At 36.7% G+C, this 25311-nt stretch carries 21 protein-coding genes; 4 read left to right on the top strand and 17 right to left on the bottom strand.

All coding sequences use genetic code 11. The features are described from left to right. Positions 1-619, bottom strand: a 619-nt coding sequence (locus CRO15_RS19730) for a carbohydrate binding domain-containing protein (protein WP_165769929.1), incomplete at its 3' end; no start/stop codon positions are given. Positions 620-970: 351 nt separating this feature from the next. Between CRO15_RS19730 and CRO15_RS07025 the strand changes: the two genes are divergently transcribed. Next, complete coding sequence (locus tag CRO15_RS07025; RefSeq protein WP_097045106.1) at positions 971-2002, top strand: ATP-grasp domain-containing protein; 1032 nt, start codon at positions 971-973, stop codon at positions 2000-2002. A gap of 66 nt (positions 2003-2068) precedes the next feature. Continuing rightward, a complete protein-coding gene (locus CRO15_RS07020) occupies positions 2069-3106 on the top strand; it encodes a sugar-transfer associated ATP-grasp domain-containing protein (RefSeq protein WP_097045105.1) in 1038 nt (345 codons plus the stop codon). 9 nt (positions 3107-3115) lie between these two features. Here CRO15_RS07020 and CRO15_RS07015 read toward each other — a convergent pair whose 3' ends face one another. From CRO15_RS07015 to CRO15_RS06955, 13 genes are all read right to left on the bottom strand, one after another. Further along, positions 3116-4399 (bottom strand): phenylacetate--CoA ligase family protein, encoded by a 1284-nt coding sequence (locus CRO15_RS07015; protein WP_097045104.1) that lies wholly within the window; start codon positions 4397-4399, stop codon positions 3116-3118. Between the two features lie 265 nt (positions 4400-4664). Next, the gene (locus tag CRO15_RS07010) at positions 4665-5840 is read right to left on the bottom strand and encodes an OmpA family protein (protein WP_097045103.1); all 1176 of its coding nucleotides are present in this window, start codon (positions 5838-5840) and stop codon (positions 4665-4667) included. A gap of 119 nt (positions 5841-5959) precedes the next feature. Further along, on the bottom strand, positions 5960-6352 hold the full coding sequence (locus CRO15_RS07005; RefSeq protein ID WP_097045102.1) for a hypothetical protein: 393 nt from the start codon (positions 6350-6352) through the stop codon (positions 5960-5962). 69 nt (positions 6353-6421) lie between these two features. Next, positions 6422-7564 (bottom strand): N-acetyl-alpha-D-glucosaminyl L-malate synthase BshA, encoded by a 1143-nt coding sequence (gene bshA / locus CRO15_RS07000; protein ID WP_097045101.1) that lies wholly within the window; start codon positions 7562-7564, stop codon positions 6422-6424. A gap of 29 nt (positions 7565-7593) precedes the next feature. After that, positions 7594-10506, bottom strand: coding sequence for a glycoside hydrolase family 3 N-terminal domain-containing protein (locus CRO15_RS06995; protein ID WP_097045100.1), 2913 nt, complete (start codon positions 10504-10506; stop codon positions 7594-7596). A 370-nt stretch (positions 10507-10876) separates the two neighbouring features. Then, the gene (locus tag CRO15_RS06990; protein ID WP_097045099.1) at positions 10877-12052 is read right to left on the bottom strand and encodes a hypothetical protein; all 1176 of its coding nucleotides are present in this window, start codon (positions 12050-12052) and stop codon (positions 10877-10879) included. Positions 12053-12301: 249 nt separating this feature from the next. After that, complete coding sequence (locus CRO15_RS06985) at positions 12302-12964, bottom strand: CPBP family intramembrane glutamic endopeptidase (protein WP_097045098.1); 663 nt, start codon at positions 12962-12964, stop codon at positions 12302-12304. A gap of 123 nt (positions 12965-13087) precedes the next feature. Further along, positions 13088-13924, bottom strand: coding sequence for a LytR/AlgR family response regulator transcription factor (locus CRO15_RS06980; protein ID WP_097045097.1), 837 nt, complete (start codon positions 13922-13924; stop codon positions 13088-13090). Between the two features lie 284 nt (positions 13925-14208). Next, complete coding sequence (locus CRO15_RS06975) at positions 14209-14691, bottom strand: ABC transporter ATPase (protein ID WP_097045096.1); 483 nt, start codon at positions 14689-14691, stop codon at positions 14209-14211. A 1-nt stretch (position 14692) separates the two neighbouring features. Next, positions 14693-15478, bottom strand: a complete 786-nt coding sequence (locus CRO15_RS06970) for a (Fe-S)-binding protein (RefSeq protein WP_097045095.1) — start codon at positions 15476-15478, stop codon at positions 14693-14695. Positions 15479-15488: 10 nt separating this feature from the next. Continuing rightward, positions 15489-16811 carry a 4Fe-4S dicluster domain-containing protein gene (locus CRO15_RS06965; protein ID WP_097045094.1) on the bottom strand — a complete coding sequence of 441 codons (1323 nt, stop codon included), beginning with the start codon at positions 16809-16811 and terminating at the stop codon, positions 15489-15491. 3 nt (positions 16812-16814) lie between these two features. Further along, entirely contained in the window at positions 16815-17780 is a 966-nt protein-coding gene (locus CRO15_RS06960; protein ID WP_097045093.1) for an MlaD family protein, read from the bottom strand. 67 nt (positions 17781-17847) lie between these two features. After that, on the bottom strand, positions 17848-19053 hold the full coding sequence (locus tag CRO15_RS06955; protein ID WP_097045092.1) for an N-acetylmuramoyl-L-alanine amidase family protein: 1206 nt from the start codon (positions 19051-19053) through the stop codon (positions 17848-17850). A 181-nt stretch (positions 19054-19234) separates the two neighbouring features. Here CRO15_RS06955 and CRO15_RS06950 point away from each other — a divergent pair, with 181 nt between their 5' ends. Both CRO15_RS06950 and CRO15_RS06945 read left to right on the top strand, forming a co-directional pair. Continuing rightward, a complete protein-coding gene (locus tag CRO15_RS06950) occupies positions 19235-21874 on the top strand; it encodes a putative LPS assembly protein LptD (RefSeq protein ID WP_243396924.1) in 2640 nt (879 codons plus the stop codon). Between the two features lie 37 nt (positions 21875-21911). Next, entirely contained in the window at positions 21912-22292 is a 381-nt protein-coding gene (locus tag CRO15_RS06945; RefSeq protein ID WP_097045090.1) for a RidA family protein, read from the top strand. Here the strand turns inward: CRO15_RS06945 and CRO15_RS06940 are convergent. The 3 genes from CRO15_RS06940 to pfkA all read right to left on the bottom strand — a co-directional run bounded on the left by CRO15_RS06940 (position 22285) and on the right by pfkA (position 25215). Next, positions 22285-23136, bottom strand: coding sequence for an N-acetylglucosamine kinase (locus CRO15_RS06940; protein WP_097045089.1), 852 nt, complete (start codon positions 23134-23136; stop codon positions 22285-22287). The genes CRO15_RS06945 and CRO15_RS06940 overlap by 8 nt on opposite strands. A gap of 69 nt (positions 23137-23205) precedes the next feature. After that, positions 23206-24207: a type I glyceraldehyde-3-phosphate dehydrogenase gene (gene gap, locus CRO15_RS06935; RefSeq protein ID WP_097045088.1), complete on the bottom strand. Its 1002-nt coding sequence runs from the start codon at positions 24205-24207 to the stop codon at positions 23206-23208. A 21-nt stretch (positions 24208-24228) separates the two neighbouring features. Beyond that, positions 24229-25215 carry a 6-phosphofructokinase gene (gene pfkA, locus CRO15_RS06930; RefSeq protein WP_097045087.1) on the bottom strand — a complete coding sequence of 329 codons (987 nt, stop codon included), beginning with the start codon at positions 25213-25215 and terminating at the stop codon, positions 24229-24231. Positions 25216-25311 lie beyond the last annotated feature (96 nt).

Here is a 25311-nt window from a genome sequence, read left to right as displayed (position 1 = left end):
GGAAGACCTCATAGTCCGTGACCCCAACATTGTCACCTGGATCGCTCCAGCTCAAATCAGTGCTCGTAGAGGTCGTATTGCTGCTCGAAAGGTCAGACACCGCATTGGGGGACTCCGTGTCCCCTCCGGCTGCTACTATTGAAATATTGTCAATAAAAACTGTATTTCCTGCCACCAACCTTGCTGACCAAGGACTGGTGTACACTCTTATAGTTGGATTAATAGATGTAGCAGTAACATTAAACACATACTCGGTCCATGTATTACCTGCTATACCTGTTGTACTAAATCCATTAAGGCCCTGCCAATTTGCAAAAGCAGGCGAATTTGACTGAGCTCCTTCTCTTGCCCAAATAGAAATGACATAATCTTGTCCTATTACAGCATCAAACTCATATGTAATTACACTGCCGTTGTTCCCCGTAGATTCTGCTCTTAAAGAGAAAAGTCCTGACTGGGAATCAGAATTGTCCGAAGTTAAAAATGCCTGATTCGTCCATCCTGTGATGGCATTAGATTCATTAGTAGGAGATGCCGCATTGGAGTCATTATACAAATTCTGAGAAAATGCACTAAAGGTTCCACAAAAGAGTAAAGTGAAAAGTAATTTTTTGACCATTGGAATTTGGTTTTAAGGTTGATGCAATAGGAGAACAATACAAAAGTATAGCACCAGAGAGATAATCGAATAATTACGTTCAAAATATCGATGAAACGCAAAAAAAAACTTTGATTGAACATGCAGAGATTTCATTGAAAAAAAACACTGGTTTCCAATAAGTTAAGATTTAGCCCTCTCTTCTTTAAAAAAAACGATTCAAAATTATACTTGAGCGTAAAAATTTACCATGTTGACGAGATTCTTGTATTAAATTCAAAAAAAAGAAAAATTACACGAAATTTGTATTTATTGCATAGCCTTAGACTATATAGTGTATACTTTAAAACTGAATAGTTACAAATTCAATAGATGAAAAAAACCAACATTCTTTTTACTTGTGCTGGACGCCGAAATTATCTTATCAATTACTTTAAGGAAGCCTTAAACGGAAATGGAAAAATAGTTGCTGTTGATATGCAATTATCCGCTCCTGCATTGGTGGATGCTGATATAGCCAGAGAGGTGCCAAGCATATATGATTCCAACTATATCCAAGCTCTAAATGAAGTAATAAAAGAAGAAGAAATAAATGCCATTATTTCGTTGAACGATCTTGAATTACCCATTTTATCCAAGTACAAGGAAGAAATTGAGAGTCAAGGAGCTAAAGTTGTTATTTCAAATCCAGACGTCATTGCAACTGCATTTGATAAATGGAAAACATTTACTTTTTTTAAAAATATTGGAGTAGATACTCCTAAAACCTATTTAACAATAGAAGATGCCCTTACGGCAATTAAGAATTCGGAATTGCAATATCCACTGATCGTTAAGCCAAGATGGGGCAGTGCTTCCATTTCTATAGATGTTGCGGAAAATGAAGAGGAGCTTAAATTAGTATACGATTTGCAGCACCTTAAGGTCAAGAGATCCATTTTAAGAACAGCCAGTTCTGAAGACATGGATAAAAGCGTTCTTATCCAGGAGAAAATTAATGGTGAAGAATATGGGATAGATATTTTGAATGATTTTGAAGGTCAGCACTACGGCTCATTTGTTCGTAAAAAACTAGCTATGCGTTCCGGAGAAACTGATAAAGCCGTATCAATAATAAACGATAAGTTCTCAGATGTTGCTAAAACTATTGCTGAAAACACTAAACATATTGGAAATATGGATTGTGATTTCTTTGTCAGAGATGGAAAAGTATATTATCTAGAGATGAATCCTCGATTTGGTGGAGGTTACCCGTTTTCTCATGAGGCAGGAATAAATACTCCAGCCATTTATTTAGCTTGGTTAAACAACGAGACAGACATTGAGAAATATAATCAATTTAAGGATGGGTTTGCTTTTTCCAAATGTGATCGAATTTTAGAAATTCCAAAGACTGCCCTTTAAACAATCACTCTTTAGCTTTTCAACCATTATACCAAAGAAAAGAGTACATCTTATAACGCCAAACCAATGGGTGAAAATGTGGAAATACTACGTAGTATCTTAAAAGATAAACGGAAAAAGAACCTCCCCCTACTAGTGTTTGAGTTTTTAAATCTCTGGGTGATCCATAAAGAAGTTCCGACACATTATTTTAGCAGGTTTCTGTATCGAAAAGAATTTTCCAACTACAAAGACTTTATTCCTACCAAAAAATATTTAAAGCTGATTTCCTCACAAAAGATACACAATCCCCAATTTGTATCTCTTTTAGAAAATAAATTGCTTTTTGCTTTATTCTGTGAAAAGCATAATGTACCAGTTCCTAGAATGGTTGGCTTTAATAGTAATAATATGTTTTATTACGACAACAATATTACCTATCTAAAATCCAAGCAAGATTTGATTGGTTTTTATCAAAAGTATTTTAGTGATACTACAAACGGGAAGATATTTATTAAAAGTATAGACACCAAAGGAGGTGAAGGAATATACATGTTGGATATTCAAAACTACAATAGTCAAATCCAATCTATTGGTCATTTAATATTGTTAGGGTCCTATATTCACCAGGAAGGTGTAACACAAAATATAGAAGTAGATAAAATCTATGGCAAAAGCATAAACACATTAAGATTTGATGTAGTAATCGATAATTTTCTCAAGAGCCATTTACTTGGTGTAGTTATGCGTTTTGGCGCAGGTGGCAGTATTATTGATAATCGTTCAAAAGGAGGCTTTTTTATTTCGGTAAACCGTGATAATGGAAAACTTCTTAAAAGCGGTTTTCAAAAAATGAAATATGGAGGTGCAGAGTTTACCTCACATCCAGACACCGGTTTTCTATTTGAAGGATATGATATTCCTTTTTATTCTGAAGCCAAACAGCTAGCGTTGGATATGAGCTCCCTGATTCCTAATAAGCTTGTTGGGTGGGATATCGCAATTACTCCTTCGGGTCCCATAGTGATAGAAGGAAATCATGATACGAATATAACAATGAGCGAAGTCAACTATGGCGGGTACTTAAAACACCCAGTTGTCAGAGAATTGCTGGATTCACTTTAAAAAAGTTCTCTAACTCTGATTTACTATTATTTTTCGTTTTCCAGATTTCAACAGAGGAATTTCTGAAACGTACTCAATAGATATATTAGCACCTTCTCCTAAATAAAGTCCAAAGAAAGCTAAAAACTCTTCTTCTCTATCAAAAACTCTTTTACTGTTAACCTTAAAAACATAATCTGACTCACTCTTTTGAATTAACTGGACTTGTTCCAGCTCTGGATATTTGTACAGGTTAGTATATATAATAAATGGATTGACAATCTCGCCTTCCGTATTGGTAAGTAAGTCTGTAATTCTTCCCTGAATAGATGAGAACATGGGAAAACCATCATCACCAATATTCATAATCCCTACATCACCAGTATCATAACGAATCATTGGAGTTGCAAAATTATATAGGTCGGTTACCACAATTCTACCTGGCTCGCCATAGCTTGCGGGTCTATCATATTCCATGTCCAAAACCTCTATATGGTAACTTGCCCAGTTAATGGCAAAATTATCTTCATTTGGTCTTTGCTGCGCAATAATACCATTTTCAACGTTTGAGTATCTTGATACCACCGGGCATTGAAAATAATATTCCATTCTCTCTCTAACATGAGAATCTAATGGCTCGGACATCGCAATTATCGACTTTACGTTGCTTTTTAAAGGTTCATAACCATTTACGTCCAAGAAATTACACAGCTTTAAAAACCCTGATGGGTATCCTAACCATGCTTTTGATTGCTTATCTCTAATTAGTTCTTCTACTAATTTGGACATTGCAGTATCATCGAGTTCTTCAACATCCAATTGGTCAATATTTTGCATCCAGGCCAAAAATCTAGGCTTTCTATAATAAGCGGCCCAAAGTCTTAAATACAATAACCTCTCTCCAATTGTAAAACCAGACTGCCCTGCAAAAAAAATAGTGTCCGCACTATTTCTATTCTTTTTGCATGTTGATTGCAATATTTTAAAAGGTGTTCCCGTAGAACCGCTCGTACTAACAGAATGCGCTTTATTTTCTTTCGCTATAGGAATGTTGATGTTTTCAAAATTTTCCTTGATTATTGTCTTATTAACAACTGGAAAATCTTCCAACCTTTGGCTGCCAATATATGCTTTGTAGAAATCTGTTTGAGTAGAAGCTATTTCTAAAAGCTTATTTAACTGAACTTTATTTCTAATTTTAAGTTCTTCGAAACTTAAACCGAATAGTTCTTCTATATTTTTTAGATTATTGCCAATTGGACTACCTTTTAAGTAGTCCAATTGCCAAAACAACTTGTTTCTTAAATTATTCATGATGTGGGATTAAGGGCAGAGCTAATTTCGTAAAAAAAATGTAATCCTTTAAGTTTAAACGTTAAGAAAACATAGTTGTTTTGTTGTTGTTTTCTTAACCTGCGTAATTCGCTAACTATTGTTACAATGATTTCTTTGATAAACTACCACTACGTAACAAAATTGCCATTTGGATAGTTTTGAACATGATTGCGATTTCAAAAATTTAGACACACCTTATCCAATAAAGTCACTCGCTAGTTGTTTTACAGCCTAGACCCACAATTTACCAACTGACAACCTCAATCTCCGACCTTCTATTTTTTGAATGCTTGTCTTCATTACACGTAACACCGTCTTCGCATTCATTCGTTAGCTTATTTTCTCCATATCCTCCTGATTGTATCCTATCTTTCGGGATTCCTTTGGAGATAACATAATCTACAGTACGTTGGGCTCTTTTCTCTGAAAGCCACTGATTGTATTTATCGCTACCTCTAGAATCTGTATGTCCACCAACGCTAATCACTAAACTTGGATTGTTTTGTAGTATACTTATCAACTTGTTTAGTATGGTTTTGTCAGTATCGGTCAGGTACGAAGAATTTAAACTGAAATACACGCTTCGTAACGCTTCGATTTCACTTTTAATTTTTGCTCGTTTTGCGTCTTCAGCATCTTGCTTTGCCTTTTCAGCAGCTATGCGTGCAGCTTCTTTTTCTTTCTCCAATCTTTCAGCCAATAAACGAGCCTCTTTGTCAGCTTTTTGCTTTGAGGCAATCGAATCTTGAACACGTTGTTGCTCTTCTTCCAACTCTTTCAATAAAGCCAATTTCTCTTCTCCTTTTCTGGAAAGTCCTTTTTTAACATTAAATCTATACGCAACGGCAACAGCATGTTGAATATGATTGGTGGCATTCCCTGTATCCATTGCCCATTTTCCGGTAGAATTAAAATCTAGTCCCCAATGATCAGAAAACCATGTTCTAAAACCAACAACTGCGTTATATGTTCCTCTACCCTGATTATTAGCATCTGTATACCCAGCGCCTATTCCTACATAGGGGTCAAAAAATCCTGTTTCACCAAGAATCATGTTCAAGTCATAACTAACCCTAAAATCCAATGCCAAATAATCTACATCCTGAGGGTTGGTGATGTTGTCTACAATTTTCCCTTCTTTATATCTATTGTAGCTTCCAATTGCTTCCAGCCCCAATCCGTTTTTGAAATAACGCCCAACACTTAAGCGTGAAGGAAATGGAACCATATTCCACCCATCTTCTATATCCAATAACTTACCAAATTCATCTCCGGAATCATCCACAATGTTTGTTCCTAGCGTTATCATCCAGAAACTATTGACTATGCTGTCCTTTTTTGTCAATTGGACATCTTGTCCAGATACATTGATGGAAACTAACAAAATAAGTGCCGTAGCAAAAATGTTTAAGCTTTTCATATGAATAAGATTTGAGGTTCTTACCATGCAAAGCTAAATCCAATCTATGAAGTATCTCGTTTTGTACTTTGAAGTGCTTTTATTTTCGTTGAGTGACTTAAAAATAAAAGAAGATTAGCCTACCATCCCTCTTTTTGAAAACTCACGATCTTTGAAGTGTTTGGAATTTTATAGATGTAAAAGGGGTAAGATATTATGCTATTTTCATTCTCTGACGCTTCTTTCTTTACAGACAAATTAGTAGTAATCAAAATGTTACCTTCCAACTCTTCTTTTTTCAATGAATACGTTGCGCCTTCTTCCTGTTTTCCCAAACAGATTACAAGAAGTATATTTTTTTCGAAATCTATTTCCGGTACAGGAAGTCCAGGCTTTCTAGTCCTGTTTATTTGTGAATAGAATTTATTTAATGTCTTTGCGTCTTTAACCACAGTAGCCTCGTATTCCATAATACCGCTATAGGCATCATGGGAAACCAACACCATATTTTCCTTGCTTTCACCTAAAACCATTTGATTTTTCTTTTGTGCTTTACAAGAAATAAGACAGACAAACAATATATAAAAGAAGTATTTCACAAACTAATGAGTGTTTTTAAAACGTGATTTATAGGCTTTTTCGTAAACCTCTTCATATATAGGCAAAATATTAACTATATCGAACTTAGAAGCTACTTTAAATGCATTTTCCTTGAACTTTTCCAAAACTACATCATTCTTTAGAATAGAAATAGCTTTTGAAGCCATTTCCTCCACATCGCCAACATCTGCCAAAAATCCAGAAATTCCGTTCTTATTCACCTCAGGAATTCCACCAGTATTACTCGAAATTACAGGAGTTCTATTGATCATGGCCTCCAATGCCGCCAAACCAAAGCTTTCCGACTTTGAGGGTAACAAGAAAAGATCAGAAAAACATAGAATTCTGTCAATTTCATTGCTATTGCCCAAAAATACTACCTTCTCCTTAATTCCTAAATCATCACAAAGCTGTTCTGCATATTCTTTTTCAGGCCCTTCCCCAACCATAATAAGTTTTGCAGGAACCTCTTGCTGAACTTTTAAAAAGGTATAGATAACATCTGGAATGTTCTTTACTTTTCTAAAGTTACTAACGTGTGTAATGATTTTCTCTTCCTCATTAGCCATCAATGATCGCTGACAATCCGTATAATCTAATTTATATTTTGATGTATCTATAAAATTAGGAATCACTTCAATATCTTTTTCAATATTGAACAACTCCAAGGTTCTTTGTTTCAATGCTTCTGACACCGAGGTTACAATATCCGATTTATTGATACTGAAATTTACAGCCGGTTTATAAAATGGGTGTTTGCCCACCAAAGTAATATCTGTACCATGCAATGTAGTAATCATTGGTATAAAAATACCTTCCTCTTGAAGCATTTTCTTAGCCATATACCCTGCATACGCATGCGGAATGGCATAATGCACGTGCAATACTTCTATTCCATAAAGTTTTATGGTATCTACCAACTTACTGGACAATGCCAGCTCATAGGGTTGATAATGAAAAAGTGGATATTCCGGCACATGAACTTCGTGAAAATGGATATTATTTCCTAAAAGTTCTAACCGAACCGGTTGTTTATACGTAACAAAATGTACTTCGTGACCTCTTTCTGCCAAGGCAATGCCTAATTCCGTGGCCACAACACCACTACCTCCAAAGGTGGGGTAACATACTATAGCTATCTTCATAAGCACAAATCTAAGGCAATATTTTGTGCCTAATTTATAATGGAATCATAAATAGCTTGTTGAATCCTAGTTCTCAGTCCTGATTTTACAAGTAGCGTATTGCTAGCGGATGGATAGGTCCTGTTGGATAGAAAAACATAAACAAGTTCTTCATCAGGGTCTGCCCACGTATACGTACCGGTAAAGCCACTGTGTCCAAAACTCTTTCTGGAAACGCAGCCACAAGTAGGTCCTTTTTCCTTAAGCTGGGGTTTATCAAAACCTACACCTCGTCTAACATCTTTATGGCAGAAATAACAGGTGTTGAACTTCTTAATTGTCCGTTCATTTAAGAACCGTTTACCACCATACAAGCCTCCTTGTAGGTACATCTGCATTATTTTGGCCACATCATTAGCATTGCTGAACAGTCCGGCATGCCCTCCTACTCCACCTTGCATGGCAGCTCCCATATCATGCACATAACCTTGCACCGTTTGATATCTGTAATATTTATCTTCTTCAGAAGGAACTATTTCCTCCTTGGAAAATCGCCCTAAAGGATTGAACGACGTGTGCTGCAATCCCATAGGAATATATAAGAATTCATTGATCAACTCATCCAATTGTTTCCCATAAGTGTCCTCAATATACTTTTTGAAAACATAATAGGCCACATCACTATAGCGATAACGATTGGATTTTAAGCTCTGCCTACCAATTCTATTATAAATAGAATCTTTATAAGCATCCATTAAATATAGATTTTCTGCTACTTTATATGAAAAACCCTCAGATGGGGTATTACGATAAAATTCTTTTGAAGGCTTTCTATTTTTGGTCAACGTATCTATGTAAAAAGCTATCCATGCCGGTAATCTACCATAATGGGAAAGCGCTTTTAGAACGGTAACATCCTTGATCTCTGTTGAATCATATTGAGGAACCAACTCTTTGAACGTATCATTCAAGGCAATTTTACCTTCTTCCTCCATTTTCATGATCAATGGCAAAGTGGACAGGATTTTTGTTAAGGAGGCCAAATCATAAATATGCCCACCATTTACTTTTTGTTCTGAGGTATACGTAGGCTTACCAAAGGCTTTGTTATAGACCACCTTTCCCTTTTTCGCAATTAAAACTTGCGCGCCTGGATACATCAGCGAGTCTAGGCCAACCTCTACCAAACTATCTACAACTGCTAATTTACTAGAACTGAGCCCTACCCTTTCCGGGATACTGTACCCCAATCGTTGTAAGGGTTTTAACTTGATTCCAGTATTGACCGGAAATTCTGCATGCGCCGAAACGGGTAGCCTCCCATCTGCACCAATAGCGCCAAAAATTACTTCTGCAGCTTTTTCCTGGGCAATTGCACTATTTTGATAACCAACTACCACCCCATCAATACTATTGAAATTTGCCACATCCAATAATGCGTAGGGTTTTGCAAAGAGTGTCAATATTGTATTGCTTGTTCTGAGTCGGGCAATCTCTTGCAGCCAAAAAAGTTCATTTTTGGAAAACTTGTAAGACTTCCAAGGACTTTTATTGCTTTTATGAAAACCAATAATGATCAAATTGTAATTTGCCAATTCTTTACGATATCCTGCAGCATCCTTGGCATCAATTTGCGTGACTTTTGAATATTTGGACAGCGTCTCATAAAATGTTTCCCCAGAATCATCTCCAAATTTCACATAGGCAATTTTCTTGTTTTCCAATTTCTTGATTGGCATCAATGAAAAGTTGTTCTTCGCAACGGTAATTGCCTTTTCGATGGCTTCTTCATACACTATATCATTTTCAACCCCATTTAAATCCTCATGTAGATTCTCAAGTTGAACTGGTTTGTAGTTGTACAGGCCAGCTTTATATTTGGCCATTAGAATTTTCTTTACCGAATGCGAAAGGCGTTTTTCAGTAATTACCCCTTTATTATAAGCTTCAACAAGTTTTTCTTTGGCCCGCAATACATTTTCCGGCATTAAAAGCATATCGTTGCCAGCTTTAAATGCTTCAAGTTCAACCTCACCTTCAGGAGCGAACTGAGATACTGCCTTCATGTTCAAGGCATCTGTAAATACCAAACCCTCAAAACCCATCTCCTCTTTTAATATTCCAGAAACAATCTGTTCCGAAAGTGTTGACGGTAATCCCTCCCTAATTTCCAAACTTGGAACATCCAAATGGGCCACCATAACAGAACTTAATCCATTGGCTATCAAATTTTTGAAGGGAAACAATTCAATGGAATCCAACTGCTGTTTTGATGAGTTGATAATGGGCAGGGCATGATGGGAATCTGTTGCAGTGTCTCCATGTCCGGGAAAGTGTTTTCCACAGGATAGTACACCCGCACGCTCCATACCTTTCATAAATGCAATTCCTTGTCGCCCAACATTTATTGGATTTTCTCCAAAGGAGCGATTTCCTATAATGGGGTTCTTGGGATTATTGTTCACATCAATATCCGGTGCAAAATTAATGTGCACTCCCAATCTTTTGGCATGTTTTCCAATTTGAAAGCCAACTTTTTCAACTGTTGAGCTATCTTTTATTGCTCCCAATGTCATATTCCACGGAAAGGCATAGGTGGAATCCAAGCGCATGGACAGTCCCCATTCAGCATCCAAAGCAATTAAAAGCGGTGTTTTTGACAGGGATTGGTATTCATTGGTCAATTTTGCCTGACGCACTGGGCCACCTACCAAAAAAACCACCCCACCAATGTGGTGTTCCTTAATTAGCTCCTTTACCCTGTCCGTAGCTGCTTTATTTTGATTAGAGGCAACACTTACCATGAACAACTGTCCAATGCGTTCCTCTAGCGACATTGCATCATATTGGGTGTTGACCCAGCCAAGCTGGTCCAAAGTATCCTTGGTAATCAATGGGTTATTTTGACCATTGATTCCTAAAAAACACAGAAAAAAAAGGGAAAAGTAAAGGTTTATCCTCATAAATATCTTGTCTAGGACATGAACTTACAGGGATTAAAAATATTGCATTTCATCGAAGAATGCACAATTATTAGGATAAATTAAGGATATTCTTGGATGAATTTCCGAAAATCTGATGCCCTTTTGAACTACTATCCCGTACTTATTGAAAGTCAAAACAGTAAAAAAAACTTGATTCACCAGAGTAGTTGTAGGATAACATGCTATAGAAAAACTTACGCTTGAAAAGCGTTCACTTATCAATCTAGTATAAGAGTAGTAGCGGATTTCTGAACTACTTTCCGATTAACAATCTACTTTATTAAACAAAAAACGGTACAAGTCAGCACTCAGACGGCTATTGCTTATTCACCGTGTTGGCAGCAGTATTTTATTTATTCTTCCCTCGTAGTTCATTTATTTTCGAAATCATTGTTATCGCATTTTTATTTTCTGGGTTAAGAATCAATGATTTTTTATAATTTTTAATAGAATTATTCCAATCTTTATCAAAAAAATAAGCCTCACCTAGGCTGTCATGTAGATTGGGGTGATTAGGCATTATTTCCACACCATATTGAAATACTTTAATTGCTCCCTTAGGATTTTTCATATCATTCAACCATTCATAACCTAAACGATTAATAACATTATCAAAACCATTAGATAAAAATTCTTGCTCGGTTATTTCAGCATCACCTAAAAATTCTTTTAGGTGTAAAGTTGGGTTTTCAGGGTTATTGTATTTTTTGTAATGCAAATAACCTATCGAAGTTTTTGGAAAAAGGTCTGCAATCATCGTTCGATAACTTCCTTTTCTTAATTCCTTTTTTAAATCTAATTCAATGAATTCGGAAAAGTCATTAAAAAGAAACACTCGTATCGTTAGGTTTTCCAAATCGTAAATTGTAGAATACTGTGTGGGTGCTAACCTAGATTGAGCAAAATTCTGCATTGCTTCAGAACAATATTCAACAGTACTTTTTTGTTTTGTAGCATTTATGAATTTTTGTCCATTTTGGAAGTAATCTAGCCTTACATCTTTTAGTGATTCTATCTGCGAATAATAGAAGTTTGAAAATGTTTTTTCCATTTCATCACCAATAAACATATCATCACCTTCAACAATCAAATATGTGCCTGATTTGTCTACGAATACAAGTTGGCCATCTGTTAATGAACTAAGATTGATTGTTTGTAGATATAATTTAACATCTTCTACATTATCCATCGTCTGCATAATATTTTTCAAGGCATTACCTATTGGGATTTCCAATTTTCCCTTTGTTTTCTTCACCTCTAAATAAGGTTCCCAAAAACCATCAAACACCAAGCCTGATTCATTAATTGCTCCTTGGGCAAAATTGTCTAATAAGCCCATATACATCACCCCAAATGTATCCTTAGTTCCTACTTCAAACCAAAATTGACTGTTAGGGCTGAAAAAGTCTTCATTATTTCCCACAATTGTTCTACCATCTTTGGTTGATTTGTACATACTACAAGCAACTCCTAGATTAGGAAACAATAACGCTATGATAAAACATAAGGATATTAAATATTTCATTAAGTATTTATTTAGTGTTTTTATGTAAGACTATTAATATGCATTTTTGTTACTCATGTTGTTGTGAACATTTAAGGTATCGCTCGTTTTAATGAGCTATGTCGCCCGATAAGTGAAGATCGGAAAATCTAACCAGAATTGATGAATAGATGCTATGACTTGATTAACAAGGCTAAAGATAGAGGAATGTTACCCTTTCCGTCCATTTATTGGGTAAATTCAAGGTACAGGCGTTGTTGCCAAATATCATTACACCAAACCAAAGTAAATACAAGTTAAAGCAATGGTGTCAAAAAAACCGTGTACAGCAACAATAAACCACAAATCGTATTTACGCAAGTAAAATATAAGGGCTAAGAGCGCTCCAACAGTACCTGCAACAAGTTGTCCTGTAATTCCTTGATAACTATGCATAAAACCAAAAAAACAAGCGAGTAGGACAATATTAAGCACAATACTGGCTTTACTTTCCCCAAAGAATTTTACAAATTGCCGCATAAAATAACCACGAAAGATAATTTCTTCTCCAAATCCAGCTGACGACCACACTAATAATAAAGCAATTAAACAGGCGGGGAGATTCCCTTTCAATTGATCAAAACTTGAATAATCTATGGGAGTTCCTGTGAGTTTTGTAATTCCAGGAACCAATGCAAAGACATAAAAAACAAAGAGTCCAAGTGCAACCAATGGTGCAAGTGCGAAGATATTTTTTGAAGTGAATTTTTCACGTTGGAATCCTAACGCTAAAAATGGTTTTCCTTTGTATTCTATATAATTCGCTATAATGATTACTATAGAAATAATGATGTTTTCTATGTAACTAATACGGATTGGTCCAAACCATAAAAAGCAAATGATTGCAATGGTAATTAATGGAATTAATGTTTGTCGTAAGGTAATTTTGTTCATTTTTCTTGATTTTAATTCTAAGCGAAATAATGAACAAAACCTCTTAGAATCCTTTTAAACACTTATGTTTTTACTGAATGGTCTTAAATTCATTACTGAATAGTCGGTAGTCTTTGACATCTTTTATTGAAACCAATTGATAAATGCTTTTCGTTTGTAACGACTGATATTGATTTCAGCAATCGCATCATTTTTAATGGGATTTTTTAACCGAATACGCAACTTGCCATTTTCAATCTTTTCAATTTGGTCTATAGCATCTTTGTGAATGATAATTTGCCGATTGGCCCTAAAAAACAATTGATCGTTTATTTTTTCTTCCAGTGTATTCAGTATAAAATCTGTAGTAATTGTTTTGCCGTCATTTTGAACAGCGTATACAATTTTATTTTCGCTGTAAAAGCATGCAATGTCATCATAGGTGAGTTTGGTTGTTTTTGCGCTATTTTTAATAGTGATTTCAGCACTTTTTATCGATGCCGCATACAAATTGTAAATGTCACGTGCATAAACCAGTATGATGCCAATAAAACTCAGTAATAAGGTAAGTAACAAACCTATCAGTATATAATAGAATATTGTTTGGGCACCCGCAATTATGTTTAAGATAATATTTACAGGAATATACATGATGGTAATATATCCTAAAGTAGAAGCCAAAAACTGGGCAATAGTGACCGCTTCTACTTTTTTAGAGAAATATTTCTTCTTATAAAACTTAAAATTAAGATGTGCTATGATTCCAATGAAAGTGGACAAAACAATAGACGCCAGAAATCCTTCAATGGGAAATCTATATGATGTACTATCTGGAAAACTATCGCGTGATGCTAAATGATTGACCACTAAAGATAAAACTGTCAATACAATTACTATCTGAAACCAACGCCATGCTGAACTACCAATAAATGTATACTTAATTGTTTTTATTCTATCCTTGGTTGGTTGTGTAGTACTCATGAATTAGAAATTCCTTTTTTGTCACATTCCAAAGTAAAGAATAATTTCTCCATAGAATTTTTACCAAGAATATTCCTCAAGTATTTTGGAAACTTTGTTAAGAATATGAATACGTTTTAATGATTTATATACAACGATAGGTGAAATTCTGAAAATTCTACTTAAAAATTTGGTGCAGAGTGATGAATGCTCATTTAGGGTTCAGGAAGATAGATAACAACCAATGGTTAGAGCGTTAAAAGTAGTTTTAAGCTTGGTTATATCGAAACAAGAAAAACAAACTTCTAAACAAACCGGGAATGCCAACTCTCACTGGCCGGTACCTCCCAATGCTCCAAATATTCTTGCTTATTGGTCACAAGGTTGTTGAAAACAATGGTGTTTTTTGAAATAGCTTTTTCTTTGCCCATTTTTTTAAAATCCTTCAAGGATTTATATGCAACGTACTCCCCTTGTTTAAAAGAAACGTTCATTCTGTCCATAAGCTCCACTCCGTACTTTTGTTCCAAGCTTTGTATAAAATGAACCGAGGCATCTATAGAGCATCCTGAGGCTCCCGCGTTGGACTGATCCAACCCAATGACTAAAAACCTTTTGTATTTGATTTCAAAACCAGCACTCAGTTCACTTCCGTGTGCGGTCCATTGCTCCAGAAATTGGGACAGGGCTTTATTCACATCCTCAAGCTCTTCGCTTGAAAAACTCCGATTACATTGATAAATCCAGATTCTTGCGGTGTCCGGAAGGGACTCAAAATCAACTAGCATTTTAAATAGAATTTGCAATTAGTTCAGCTACATCCAAAACAGCAATACTCTCCTCTTTTTCGTGTGCTTTAATTCCGTCTGTCATCATTGTATTGCAATACGGACATCCGGTGGCAATAATATTGGGGTTGGTCTCCAAAGCTTCTTTTGTACGCAACACATTGACATCCATATCGCCTTTTTCTGGTTCTTTGAACATTTGTGCGCCTCCGGCACCACAGCAAAGTGCCGTTTTCTTGTGACGTTTCATTTCTACAATATCGGCGTTGGTTTTTTTCAGAACATCCCTTGGGGCATCAAAAATCGAATTGGCCCTTGCCAAATAACAAGGGTCGTGGAATGTAATTCGTTTTTCTTTGTACACTTGGCCTTCAACGGACAAACGTCCATTATCCATCAACTCTTTAATGTATTGTGTATGGTGAACAACATCATAGTTTCCACCCAAACCGGGGTATTCATTTTTTAACGTATTGAAGGAATGCGGATCACAGGTTACTATGCGCTTTATTTCATAACCATTCAATACTTCAATGTTCATCATGGCCTGCATTTGAAACAAAAACTCGTTGCCTGCGCGTTTTGCCACGTCACCGGTACAACTTTCCTCTGCTCCCAAAACCGCGAATTCAACATTGGCTTTATTCAAAATTTTTACAAAGGCTCTCGAAATCTTTTTTGCACGATCATCATAGCTACCGGCAGAACCCACCCAGAACAATATTTCCGGCTGCGTACCCTGAGCCATAAACTCTTCCATGGTTTTTACCTTAAGTTCTTCACTCATAGCGCTAGATTTATTCGTTCACCCAGTTTAAGCGGTCCATTTGATTGTATGGCCATGGAGCACCATTATTTTCAATATTGGACATCATATTGTTCAATTCTGTTGGTGCAGCGGATTGTTCCATCACCAAAAAGCGTCTCATTTCCATGATTATGGACAAAGGATCTATGCTTACCGGGCAAGCTTGAACACACGCATTACATGTGGTGCAAGCCCATAATTCCTCTTGAGAGATATAATCATCCAAAAGTTGTTTGCCATCGGCAACAAACTCCCCTTTATTGGCATCCATGTTTTTCCCCACTTCTTCCAATCGGTCACGGGTGTCCATCATGATTTTTCTTGGAGAAAGCTTTTTTCCTGTTTGATTGGCCGGGCATTCTGAAGTACACCTTCCACATTCGGTACAGGTATAGGCATTTAACAATTGTACCCAGTTTAAATCCATTACATCCGAAGCTCCAAATTTTTCTGGCTCTGGAGCATCTTCAGCTGGAGCAGCATAAGGGTCAGCTGAAGGGTCCATCATCAACTTTACTTCATTGGTGACGGCTTCCACATTATTGACCTGCCCCATCGGCTTTAACTTTCCGTAGTAAGTGTTGGGAAAAGCCAATATAATGTGTAAATGCTTTGAATAGTACAAATAATTCAAAAATGTCAATATCCCCAAAATATGCAACCACCATGCGGTACGTTCAATGATTATTAGGTTCGCAATGGACATTCCATCAAATAAGGGCACCAAAAACTGACTTACCGGAAAGGCACCTGCTTTTACGTAATGTTCTGCATTTAATTGTTGTAACTGAAAATCGGCAGCATTCATCGTCAAAAACAAAAACATCAGAACCAATTCAATATACAGAATCATATTACCATCTTTTTTGGGCCAACCTTCCATTTCTGGTTTGATGAACCTTTTTAATTTGATGATATTTCTTCGAATCCAAAAAACAGTTATTGCAACGATGACCAATAATGCCAACACTTCAAAAGATCCTATTAAGATATTGTAGAGCGAACCCAGCGGAGCAAATAATCTATGAGTCCCCAGTAGGCCGTCCAAAATAATTTCCAGTACCTCAATATTTATGATGATAAAACCAACATAAACGATGATGTGCATTAAACCTGCTATGGGCCTAACAACCATTTTGGTCTGTCCCAAGGCAATTCTAGCCATGTTTTTCCACCGTTGTTGCTTGTTATCGCTTACATCAACATCTTTTCCTAATTTGATGTTTCTGGATAATTTCTTCACATTTTTTGTAAAGAATCCTATTCCAATAACAAGGGCTATGGCAAAAAGAATATTGGGCAGGTATTCCATATATCAATTCTTGTTTTGAGCGGCGGGGTCGTTTTCCGGAAGTTCGTAATCTTTCTGTTTCTTCCCAAATACCGAAACATTAACGTATCGCTTCGGATTCAATCTAAAATCTTGTAATAGTAAATCCAACTCCTTTGAGGCATCTGTTAAGTTGTCGTACAACTTGGAGTCATTTGCCAATTTGCCAAGAGAGCCTTCTCCTTTTTCAATTTGGCCCAAAACTTTGTTCAAACGCTCCACTGTAGTTTTAAAATCGGCTACGGTAGCCGCTAAGCCCGCACCGGCCAACGAATCAGAAAGTTTGGAAAAATTGGTTGTAATGTTATCCACGTTCTTCAGTGAACTATCCAACTGCTCTTTATTGTTTTCCAACAGAACATTAAGTTTGTCCGCACTTGACTTAAATGTGCCTATCAAATTATTAAGACCTGCAATGCTTTGTCGTAATTCAAGTTTAGTCTGGTCATCTAAAACATCATTTACGTTCATCAATAAGGAATCAGCGTGTGAAACAGCACCTTCAACCTTCATTTGAAGTGGCGTCAATTTTTCTTGAACCAAAGCGGTAAGTCCTGGTTTGATACTAGATTTTAGGGTATCTCCTGATTTTACCATAGGAGAATCATCAAAAACCGGATGAATCTGAATTCCTTTCCCTCCTATTATGCCTGTATCATAAATTTCGGCATGGCTATTTTTAGAAAACTCAAAATCATCACTTACGGAGAAAGTAACCAATAATTTTCCTGTGGTATCCTTAAAGCGGATACTTACAACATTCCCTACTGAAAGGCCATTTATAGAAACCTGAGTGCCCGGTTGAAGACCACCTACATGATCATACACCGCATACAATGTTTTATTGTTTTCAAAAAAAGAAGAGGATTTTAGATAGCTTAACCCAAAAATAAAGGCCAAAATTCCTGTAAGTACTACAATCCCAGTTTTAATCTCCCTGGATAGCTTCAAAAGATTCAGTTTACTGTTTAAACAAAATTAGGAATATTTTTGACAAGGCAACAACTGTTATCAAAGTCTATTTGAGAGCTTCTTTCAGTGGTATTCTTACCCCGTTCTTATATGCCACTATGTACGATGTGGTATAACCCTTGGCATCTGCCCTATTTTTTAGGACCTTGGCCTCATTATATGATTCTGCATTGCCAAACATATAACGATACAGATTTTTAATAGGTTCTTTGGACAACATATCCAATCCTCTGAAATTTGCACCTGTAAGGGGAATGTTCTTGGCACTTGCCATGAGCTGTACCTTAAAAATTACTCCGCTTTTGGTTGGTGGTGTCTTTTCTTTTTTCTGAACCGTGGCAACCGTCTTTGTTGGAGTGCTCGTTTTCGATTCTATTTCTTTCTTGGGTTCTTCCTGTGCTTTCTTGGTAGTTGTATGTACCGCTCCAGAACTGTCTTCTATAACAACCGGAATGTCTGTGGCATCAAAACCACTTGCAATATCCTTTTTATAGGCAATAACAGCATTGGCTATAGCCTTTCCCATTTCTGTTTGGCCCTTTTTGGAATTAAGATAGCTTCCCTCATTTTTATTTGTTAAAAAACCTGTCTCTACCAAAACACTGGGCATAAAGGTCTGGTGTAGAACAATAAAACCTGCTTGTTTAACTTTTCTATCTTTTCTTCTTAGTTTTTTGGTGAAATTATCTTGAAGTTTTTTTCCAAGCAAAATACTGTGTTCCAAAAATTCTTCCTGCATTATGGTAAGTCCGATTATGGATTCAGGAGAATTTATATCATACTCAGCATAGCGCTTTTCATAGTCGTCTTCTAGATAGATTACCGAGTTTTCCTTTTTGGCCACTTCAAAATTTTGTTTGTTGACATGTAGTCCCAATACAAACGTGCCCGCACCATGGGCATCAGAACTATGGGAATCACAATGTACCGAGACAAAAAGATCGGCTTTTGCTTGATTAGCGATTTCCCCTCTTACAAAGAGATCAATGAAAGAATCATCCTTTCTGGTGTAAATAACTTTTATATCAGGATTCTTTTCTAATTCAGCACCAGCTTTTAACACAATACCTAGTGCAATATTCTTCTCAAGATATCCGTTTCCCAAGTTTCCAGGGTCATGGCCACCATGCCCTGCGTCCAAAACAACAATAAATTTGTCTTTTGAAGGAATTTCGATATTATTTTTGGTAAACGAAGTCTGGGGTAGGACAACGAAAAGAACGATAAAAAAAACTAACCCACTTTTATTCATAAGAACCGAGCAATTATAGTATTCCGTAATGGTTAAAATTATTGTAATCCCACATCAACAGAACAAAAAATATATGTAAGTTTGAGCCCAAAAACTAAGCCAAACTAGCACAAAAATAGGATTTATCACGTTGCAATCAAACAAACATCTTTTAGTTTTCCTATTTGTTCTCCTCGCTGGCATGGTAAATCTCCAAGCTCAGGAAGACCTAATTAAGCCTTTGCCTATCAAAGTCATAACTGATAGTATCACTGCTCCGTTGGTGCCACCGAACATTCTAAATGATTCGATTTCGCGTGACTCTACGCAAGTAGATTCTGTTCAAGGGAAACAACCTTTGCTTCTTGATAAAATAAAATATAAAGCCAAAGATTACGTAAAACTCAGCCAAAAAGATAATAAAATCTATTTGTACAATGAGGCTGAAATCTATTATCAAGATACAGAACTCAAGGCTGGGGTCATTGTTATGGACTATATTAAAAATGAGGTTTACGCGGGAAGGATGAAAGATTCTACGGGAACGTATTCGCAATTACCTTTTTTTAAGCAAGGGAGCAACGAGGTTAGACCAGATTCCATTCGGTTTAATTTTGACACCCAAAAAGCTCTTATTTGGAATTCAAGAACAGAGCAACAGGCAGGTCTTGGACAACTGGGCAGCGATGCCATGAAAGTATATGCAGAGGTCACCAAAAAAGAAAATGATTCCGTTTATTTTTTGAGCGAAGGTAAACTCACCACTTCAAAAGATACGGTTGACCCAGATTATTACATTAGAATTCGAAAAGCAAAATTTGTTCCTAAAAAGAAAATTATTGCAGGCTATAGCAATATCTACATTGTAGATGTACCTACACCAATTGCGTTGCCATTTGCCTATTTTCCATTAACAACCGGACGAGTTGCCGGATTGATTTTCCCCACATTTGGAAATGATCCCCAAAGGGGATATTTTCTGCAAAACGGTGGATACTATCTTCCCATAAGTGAATATGTGGATTTAAGTGTTATGGGGGATTTCTATACCAATGGAAGTTATGGGTTTAGGGCTCAATCAATTTATTCCAAACGATATAAATTTAGGGGGAACGTAAATTTCAGCTACGAGAATCTTATCAGGAGCCAAAAAGGTTTTGATGATTTTAGTAGAACAAGTAATTATAATATTAGAATACAACATACCCAGGATCCTAAAGCAAGTCCCTATTCAAGGTTTTCAGCTTCGGTGAATTTGGGTAGTAGTCAGTTTTTCACCAACTCGCTCAATCAAGTCAACCGATCAAATACGCAAACAAATACATTTGCATCCTCCATAAGCTACTCCAAAACATTTCCGGCATATCCATCGGTAAATACAAGCTTAACATTAACGCATTCCCAAAATTCCAGAACGCAGGCCATTAACATGTCTTTACCGACATTTCAGGCCAGTATGGAACGTATTTTTCCATTTGCAAAGCGAGATGGCATCAAAAAAGGGATTGTTCAAAACGTTAACTTTCAATACGACGTTAACGCCCAGAATAGCATTACCACTACTGAAGAGGATTTCTTTACCAGTAAAATGTTTGATGAAGCAAAGATCGGGGCAAGGCATAGAATTCCTATTGGAACAAATTTTAAAGTTGCCAAGTACCTTAGTGTAAGTTTAAATGGTAGCTATGAGGATGTATGGACTTTGGAAACTGTAAGAAGGCGTTTTGATGAAGATGAACAAAAAGCAGTAACCGACACTATTCCTGGTTTTGACCGTTTTAACAGATATAATCTTGGTGCTAGCATAGGGACCGTGTTGTATGGTACCTTCAACTTTGGAGAGGACAAAAAGATACAGGCCATACGACATGTTATTCGGCCTTCTGTGAGCTATAGTTATGCTCCTTCTTTTGAGCAGTTTTATGATACATATACAGATGGTGACGGTAGAGAGATACAATATACTCCTTTTGAAACCAGTATTTATGGTAGACCATCATTGAGTAAGGGAAACTCCATGAGCTTTTCCATACAAAATACACTCGAGGCCAAAGTAAGAGATAAAGATTCTACCGCAACGGAACCAAGAAAAGTGAGCATACTAAGTAACCTCACCCTTTCTGCCAGTTATAACTTTGAAGCAGACTCCCTTAAACTAAGCCCAATTAACTTAAGTGGTGGTACCGAAATCATTAAAAATGTTCCCATTAACTTTTCAGCTTCCTTAGATCCTTATGCTATTGATAATAATGGAAGAAGAATAAATACATTTAATGCCAAAAACGGAGGGGGGCTTTTACGATTGACATCTGCCAGAGTAAATACAGGTTTTTCCATTAATAGTGAAATGTTCCAAAAAGGAGGGGCTAAAGAAGATGAGGAATCCAAACAAAAGGATCCTGATTATGGTGCCAACCCCTTTGACTTGGATAACGCCCGAGATCGAAAACCACATTTTCAGAAAGACGATAAGGACCCTGATCAGACAGAGAACCCTCTATATGCCTCTAAAATACCTTGGGACATGAGACTCACCTATGTCGCAACTTACAACAATAGCAACAGGCAAAAAGAAATTACCAATCACTCGTTGATGTTTTCTGGTAATGTACAGCTTACCCCAAAATGGGAAGTAGGTTTTAACTCTGGTTATGATATAAAAAACAAAGGATTCACCGACACTAGGTTCAGTTTTAATCGAGACTTGGACAGTTTCCGATTAAGTTTTGACTGGACACCTTTTGGAAGGTTTGAACGATGGTACTTCTTTATTGGTATAAAAAGTTCTATTCTTAGCGACCTCAAATGGGAAAACAGAAGTCAACCTTTTAGTCGCAGATAACCATAATTATTTTGATGATCTAACTTAATTCCAAGTAATGAAAACAATAATAAACACACCAAAAGCACCGGCACCGATAGGCCCATACAATCAAGCAGTACTCGTCAAGGATACTTTATATATTTCAGGGCAAATTCCTATTGATCCTGAATCTGGAACATTGGTAGAAGGAAACATTAAAAAGGAGACCCATCAATCCATGGAAAACCTAAAGGCCATCCTTACTGAAGCTGGAATGACCTTTGAAAATGTTATAAAGACTTCCATTTTCATTAAAGACATGCATCAGTTTTCGGAAATAAATGAGGTGTATGCAAATTATTTTGATGCAGAAACAGCACCAGCAAGAGAAACCGTAGAGGTAGCTAATCTTCCAAAGTTTGTAAATGTAGAAATCTCTATGATTGCAGTTAAATAGTTTCTTTGTGAAACTCTACAAGCCCCTCAATAGGTCGTTGCCTAACAACTCCCAATATCAAATCGTTGCGTTCTAAAACCGTAGCTAGTTCGTCGCGCAAAAAATACGCAATACTACCTACAAAGTTGATTGGAACTTTGGTTGCCAATTCAAACTGCATAATGTAGTTGTTCACAAACTGCTGCAATCCTTTATCTATGACGCCACGACAATATGGGTGTTCTTTATTTTCAATAATGAACCTGGCAAAAGTTGCCAAATAGGTATTTGGGTTGGGCTGTTTGTATAGGTTTTCCTTGATAACATCTGCCTCTAGGTTATATTCTTTGGCAAATTTTATCCCCAAATCTTGGGGCATCTTATGATAATAATAATCTCTTATCAATTTTCTTCCAAAGAAATTACCACTTCCATCATCCATTAAAATATATCCCAAAGAGGTTACTTTTTGGAACAATTGATGTCCATCATAATAACTGCAATTAGACCCTGTACCCAATATGCAAACAATACCTTGATGACCAATTTTAGTGGTTGAATAGATAGCCGCGTAAGTGTCTTCCCGTACTTCAGTTTTGGCGTTTGGAAAGAAATCCTTAAAAATCTCTCTTAAAAAGTTCTTCATTCTATCGGTGCCACATCCAGCTCCATAGAAATATAGGTGACTTACAATATCCTTGTTCTTGGAAAGTTCAAAATTGTTGGCTAAACGATCTTCAATGACCTCTCTGGTCAGTACTTCGGGGCTTAATCCCAAAGTTTGGGTCAGGAACAACTGTTCGCCTTTATCATTTAGGGCAATCCAATCTGATTTGGTTGCTCCACTATCCACAATCAATATCATAAGCAAGGTTTTATATTGAATCCAGGAAAGATGATAGACCTTTCCTGGATTTTCTTATAAGATAATGAATTAAAGATTTGCTACGTGCTCAGCTAAATCAATCAATTTATTAGAATAGCCAGCTTCATTGTCATACCATGAAACTACCTTGAAGAAGTTGGAATTCAATTCCATTCCCGCCCCAGCATCAAAAATACTAGTTCGCGCATCTCCAATAAAATCTTGTGATACTACTGGCTCTTCAGTATAACCTAAAATTCCTGCCAAATCTCCTTCAGAAGCATCTTTAAAAGCTTTCTTGATTTCATCATAAGAGGTTGCCTTCTCCAATCTCACTGTCAAGTCAACAACAGAAACATCAGCAGTTGGAACCCTGAATGCCATACCGGTAAGTTTCCCCAAAAGTTCTGGAATAACTTTGGTAACCGCTTTAGCTGCTCCTGTAGATGCAGGAATAATGTTCAACATAGCACTTCTTCCTCCTCTATAATCTTTTCTAGATGGGCCATCAACAGTCATTTGAGTTGCTGTGGTCGCGTGTACAGTGGTCATTAGACCTTCAACAATTCCAAAGTTATCATTCAACACTTTAGCCAATGGGGCCAAACAGTTAGTGGTACACGATGCATTGGATACAATGGTATCCGATGCTTTTACATCATTATGGTTAACTCCCATAACAAACATTGGGGCATCTTTGGAAGGTGCTGAGATAACTACCTTTTTGGCTCCTCCATCAATATGGTATTGTGCAGTTTCCAATGTGGTGAAAATTCCTGTACATTCTGCAACGATATCTGCTCCTACTTCATCCCACTTTAGATTTTTAGGATCTCTTTCGGCGGTAATTCTAACTGTTTTACCATCTACGATAAGGTTTCCATCTTTTACCTCAACTGTTCCATCGAATCTACCATGAACCGAATCATACTCTAATAAGTATGCTAGGTGTTCAACATCCAATAAATCATTGATTGCGACCACATCCACATTAGCTCTCTTTACGGTAGCTCTGAATACCAATCTCCCAATTCTACCGAATCCGTTAATTCCAATTTTCAAATTTGACATTTTTTCTGTATTTGATTTTTATTATGTAGTCATTATATCAGAAACCTTCACAAGTTCCTCATCAATCTCTGTATGGGCCTTAATGGCCTCACTTATTGGTGTAAGTATAAGTTGGTTGTCCCTAATACCTACCATGTAATTAGATTTTCCTTCCAATAGACTTTCTACGGCCTTTACTCCCATTCTACTAGCCAACACCCTATCAAAACATGTGGGGTTTCCACCTCTCTGCATATGTCCTAATACAGACACACGAACATCATATATAGGTAAATGCTCCTCAACGTATTCTTTAAGTTCAAAAACGTTCTTACCTATCTTATCTCCTTCGGCCACTATAACAATACTTGAAGATTTTCCAGATTTCTTGCTTCGCTTCAAGGATTCTAGTAACCGTTCCAATCCTAAATTCTGTTCTGGAATTAAGATTTCTTCGGCCCCAGCTCCAACACCTGCATTAAGAGCAATATGACCAACATCTCTTCCCATTACCTCAACAAAGAAAAGGCGGTTATGGGAACTGGCAGTGTCACGTATTTTATCTATTGCTTCCACTACCGTATTTATTGCAGTATCAAAGCCAATGGTATAGGTAGAGCCAAGAATATCGTTATCAATGGTACCTGGCATACCTATTACTGGGAAATTGTACTCTTCATTGAAAATCAGAGCGCCGGCAAAACTTCCATTACCTCCAATGACCACAAATGCGTCAATACCTTCCGTCACCAACTGGTCGTGGGCTTTTTTTCTCCCTTCTTTGGTTCTAAATTCGTCGCATCTAGCCGATTTTAGAATAGTTCCACCTTTATTGATGATATTATTTACACTACGGGCATCCAAAGGTTTAAAATCTCCTTCTATCATTCCCTGATATCCTCTATAAACTCCTACGCAATCTATGTTCAAGTATGCGCAAGTTCTTACCACAGAGCGAATTCCAGCATTCATTCCTGGGGAATCTCCACCTGAGGTAAGTACCGCTATCTTTTTGATTTCTGACCCCATTTAACATTTTAAGAGATCAAAACTAGCAAACTTTATTTAATAAATGAATGACATAATAACGAATTTGATATTGGTTATTTACGCAAACGTTTTCGT

It is taken from the genome of Flagellimonas pacifica (assembly GCF_900215465.1).
Classification (GTDB): Bacteria; Bacteroidota; Bacteroidia; order Flavobacteriales; family Flavobacteriaceae; genus Flagellimonas; species Flagellimonas pacifica.
The sequence above is the reverse complement of the archived record's forward strand: the minus strand, read 5'-3'. Positions and strand labels throughout refer to the sequence as shown.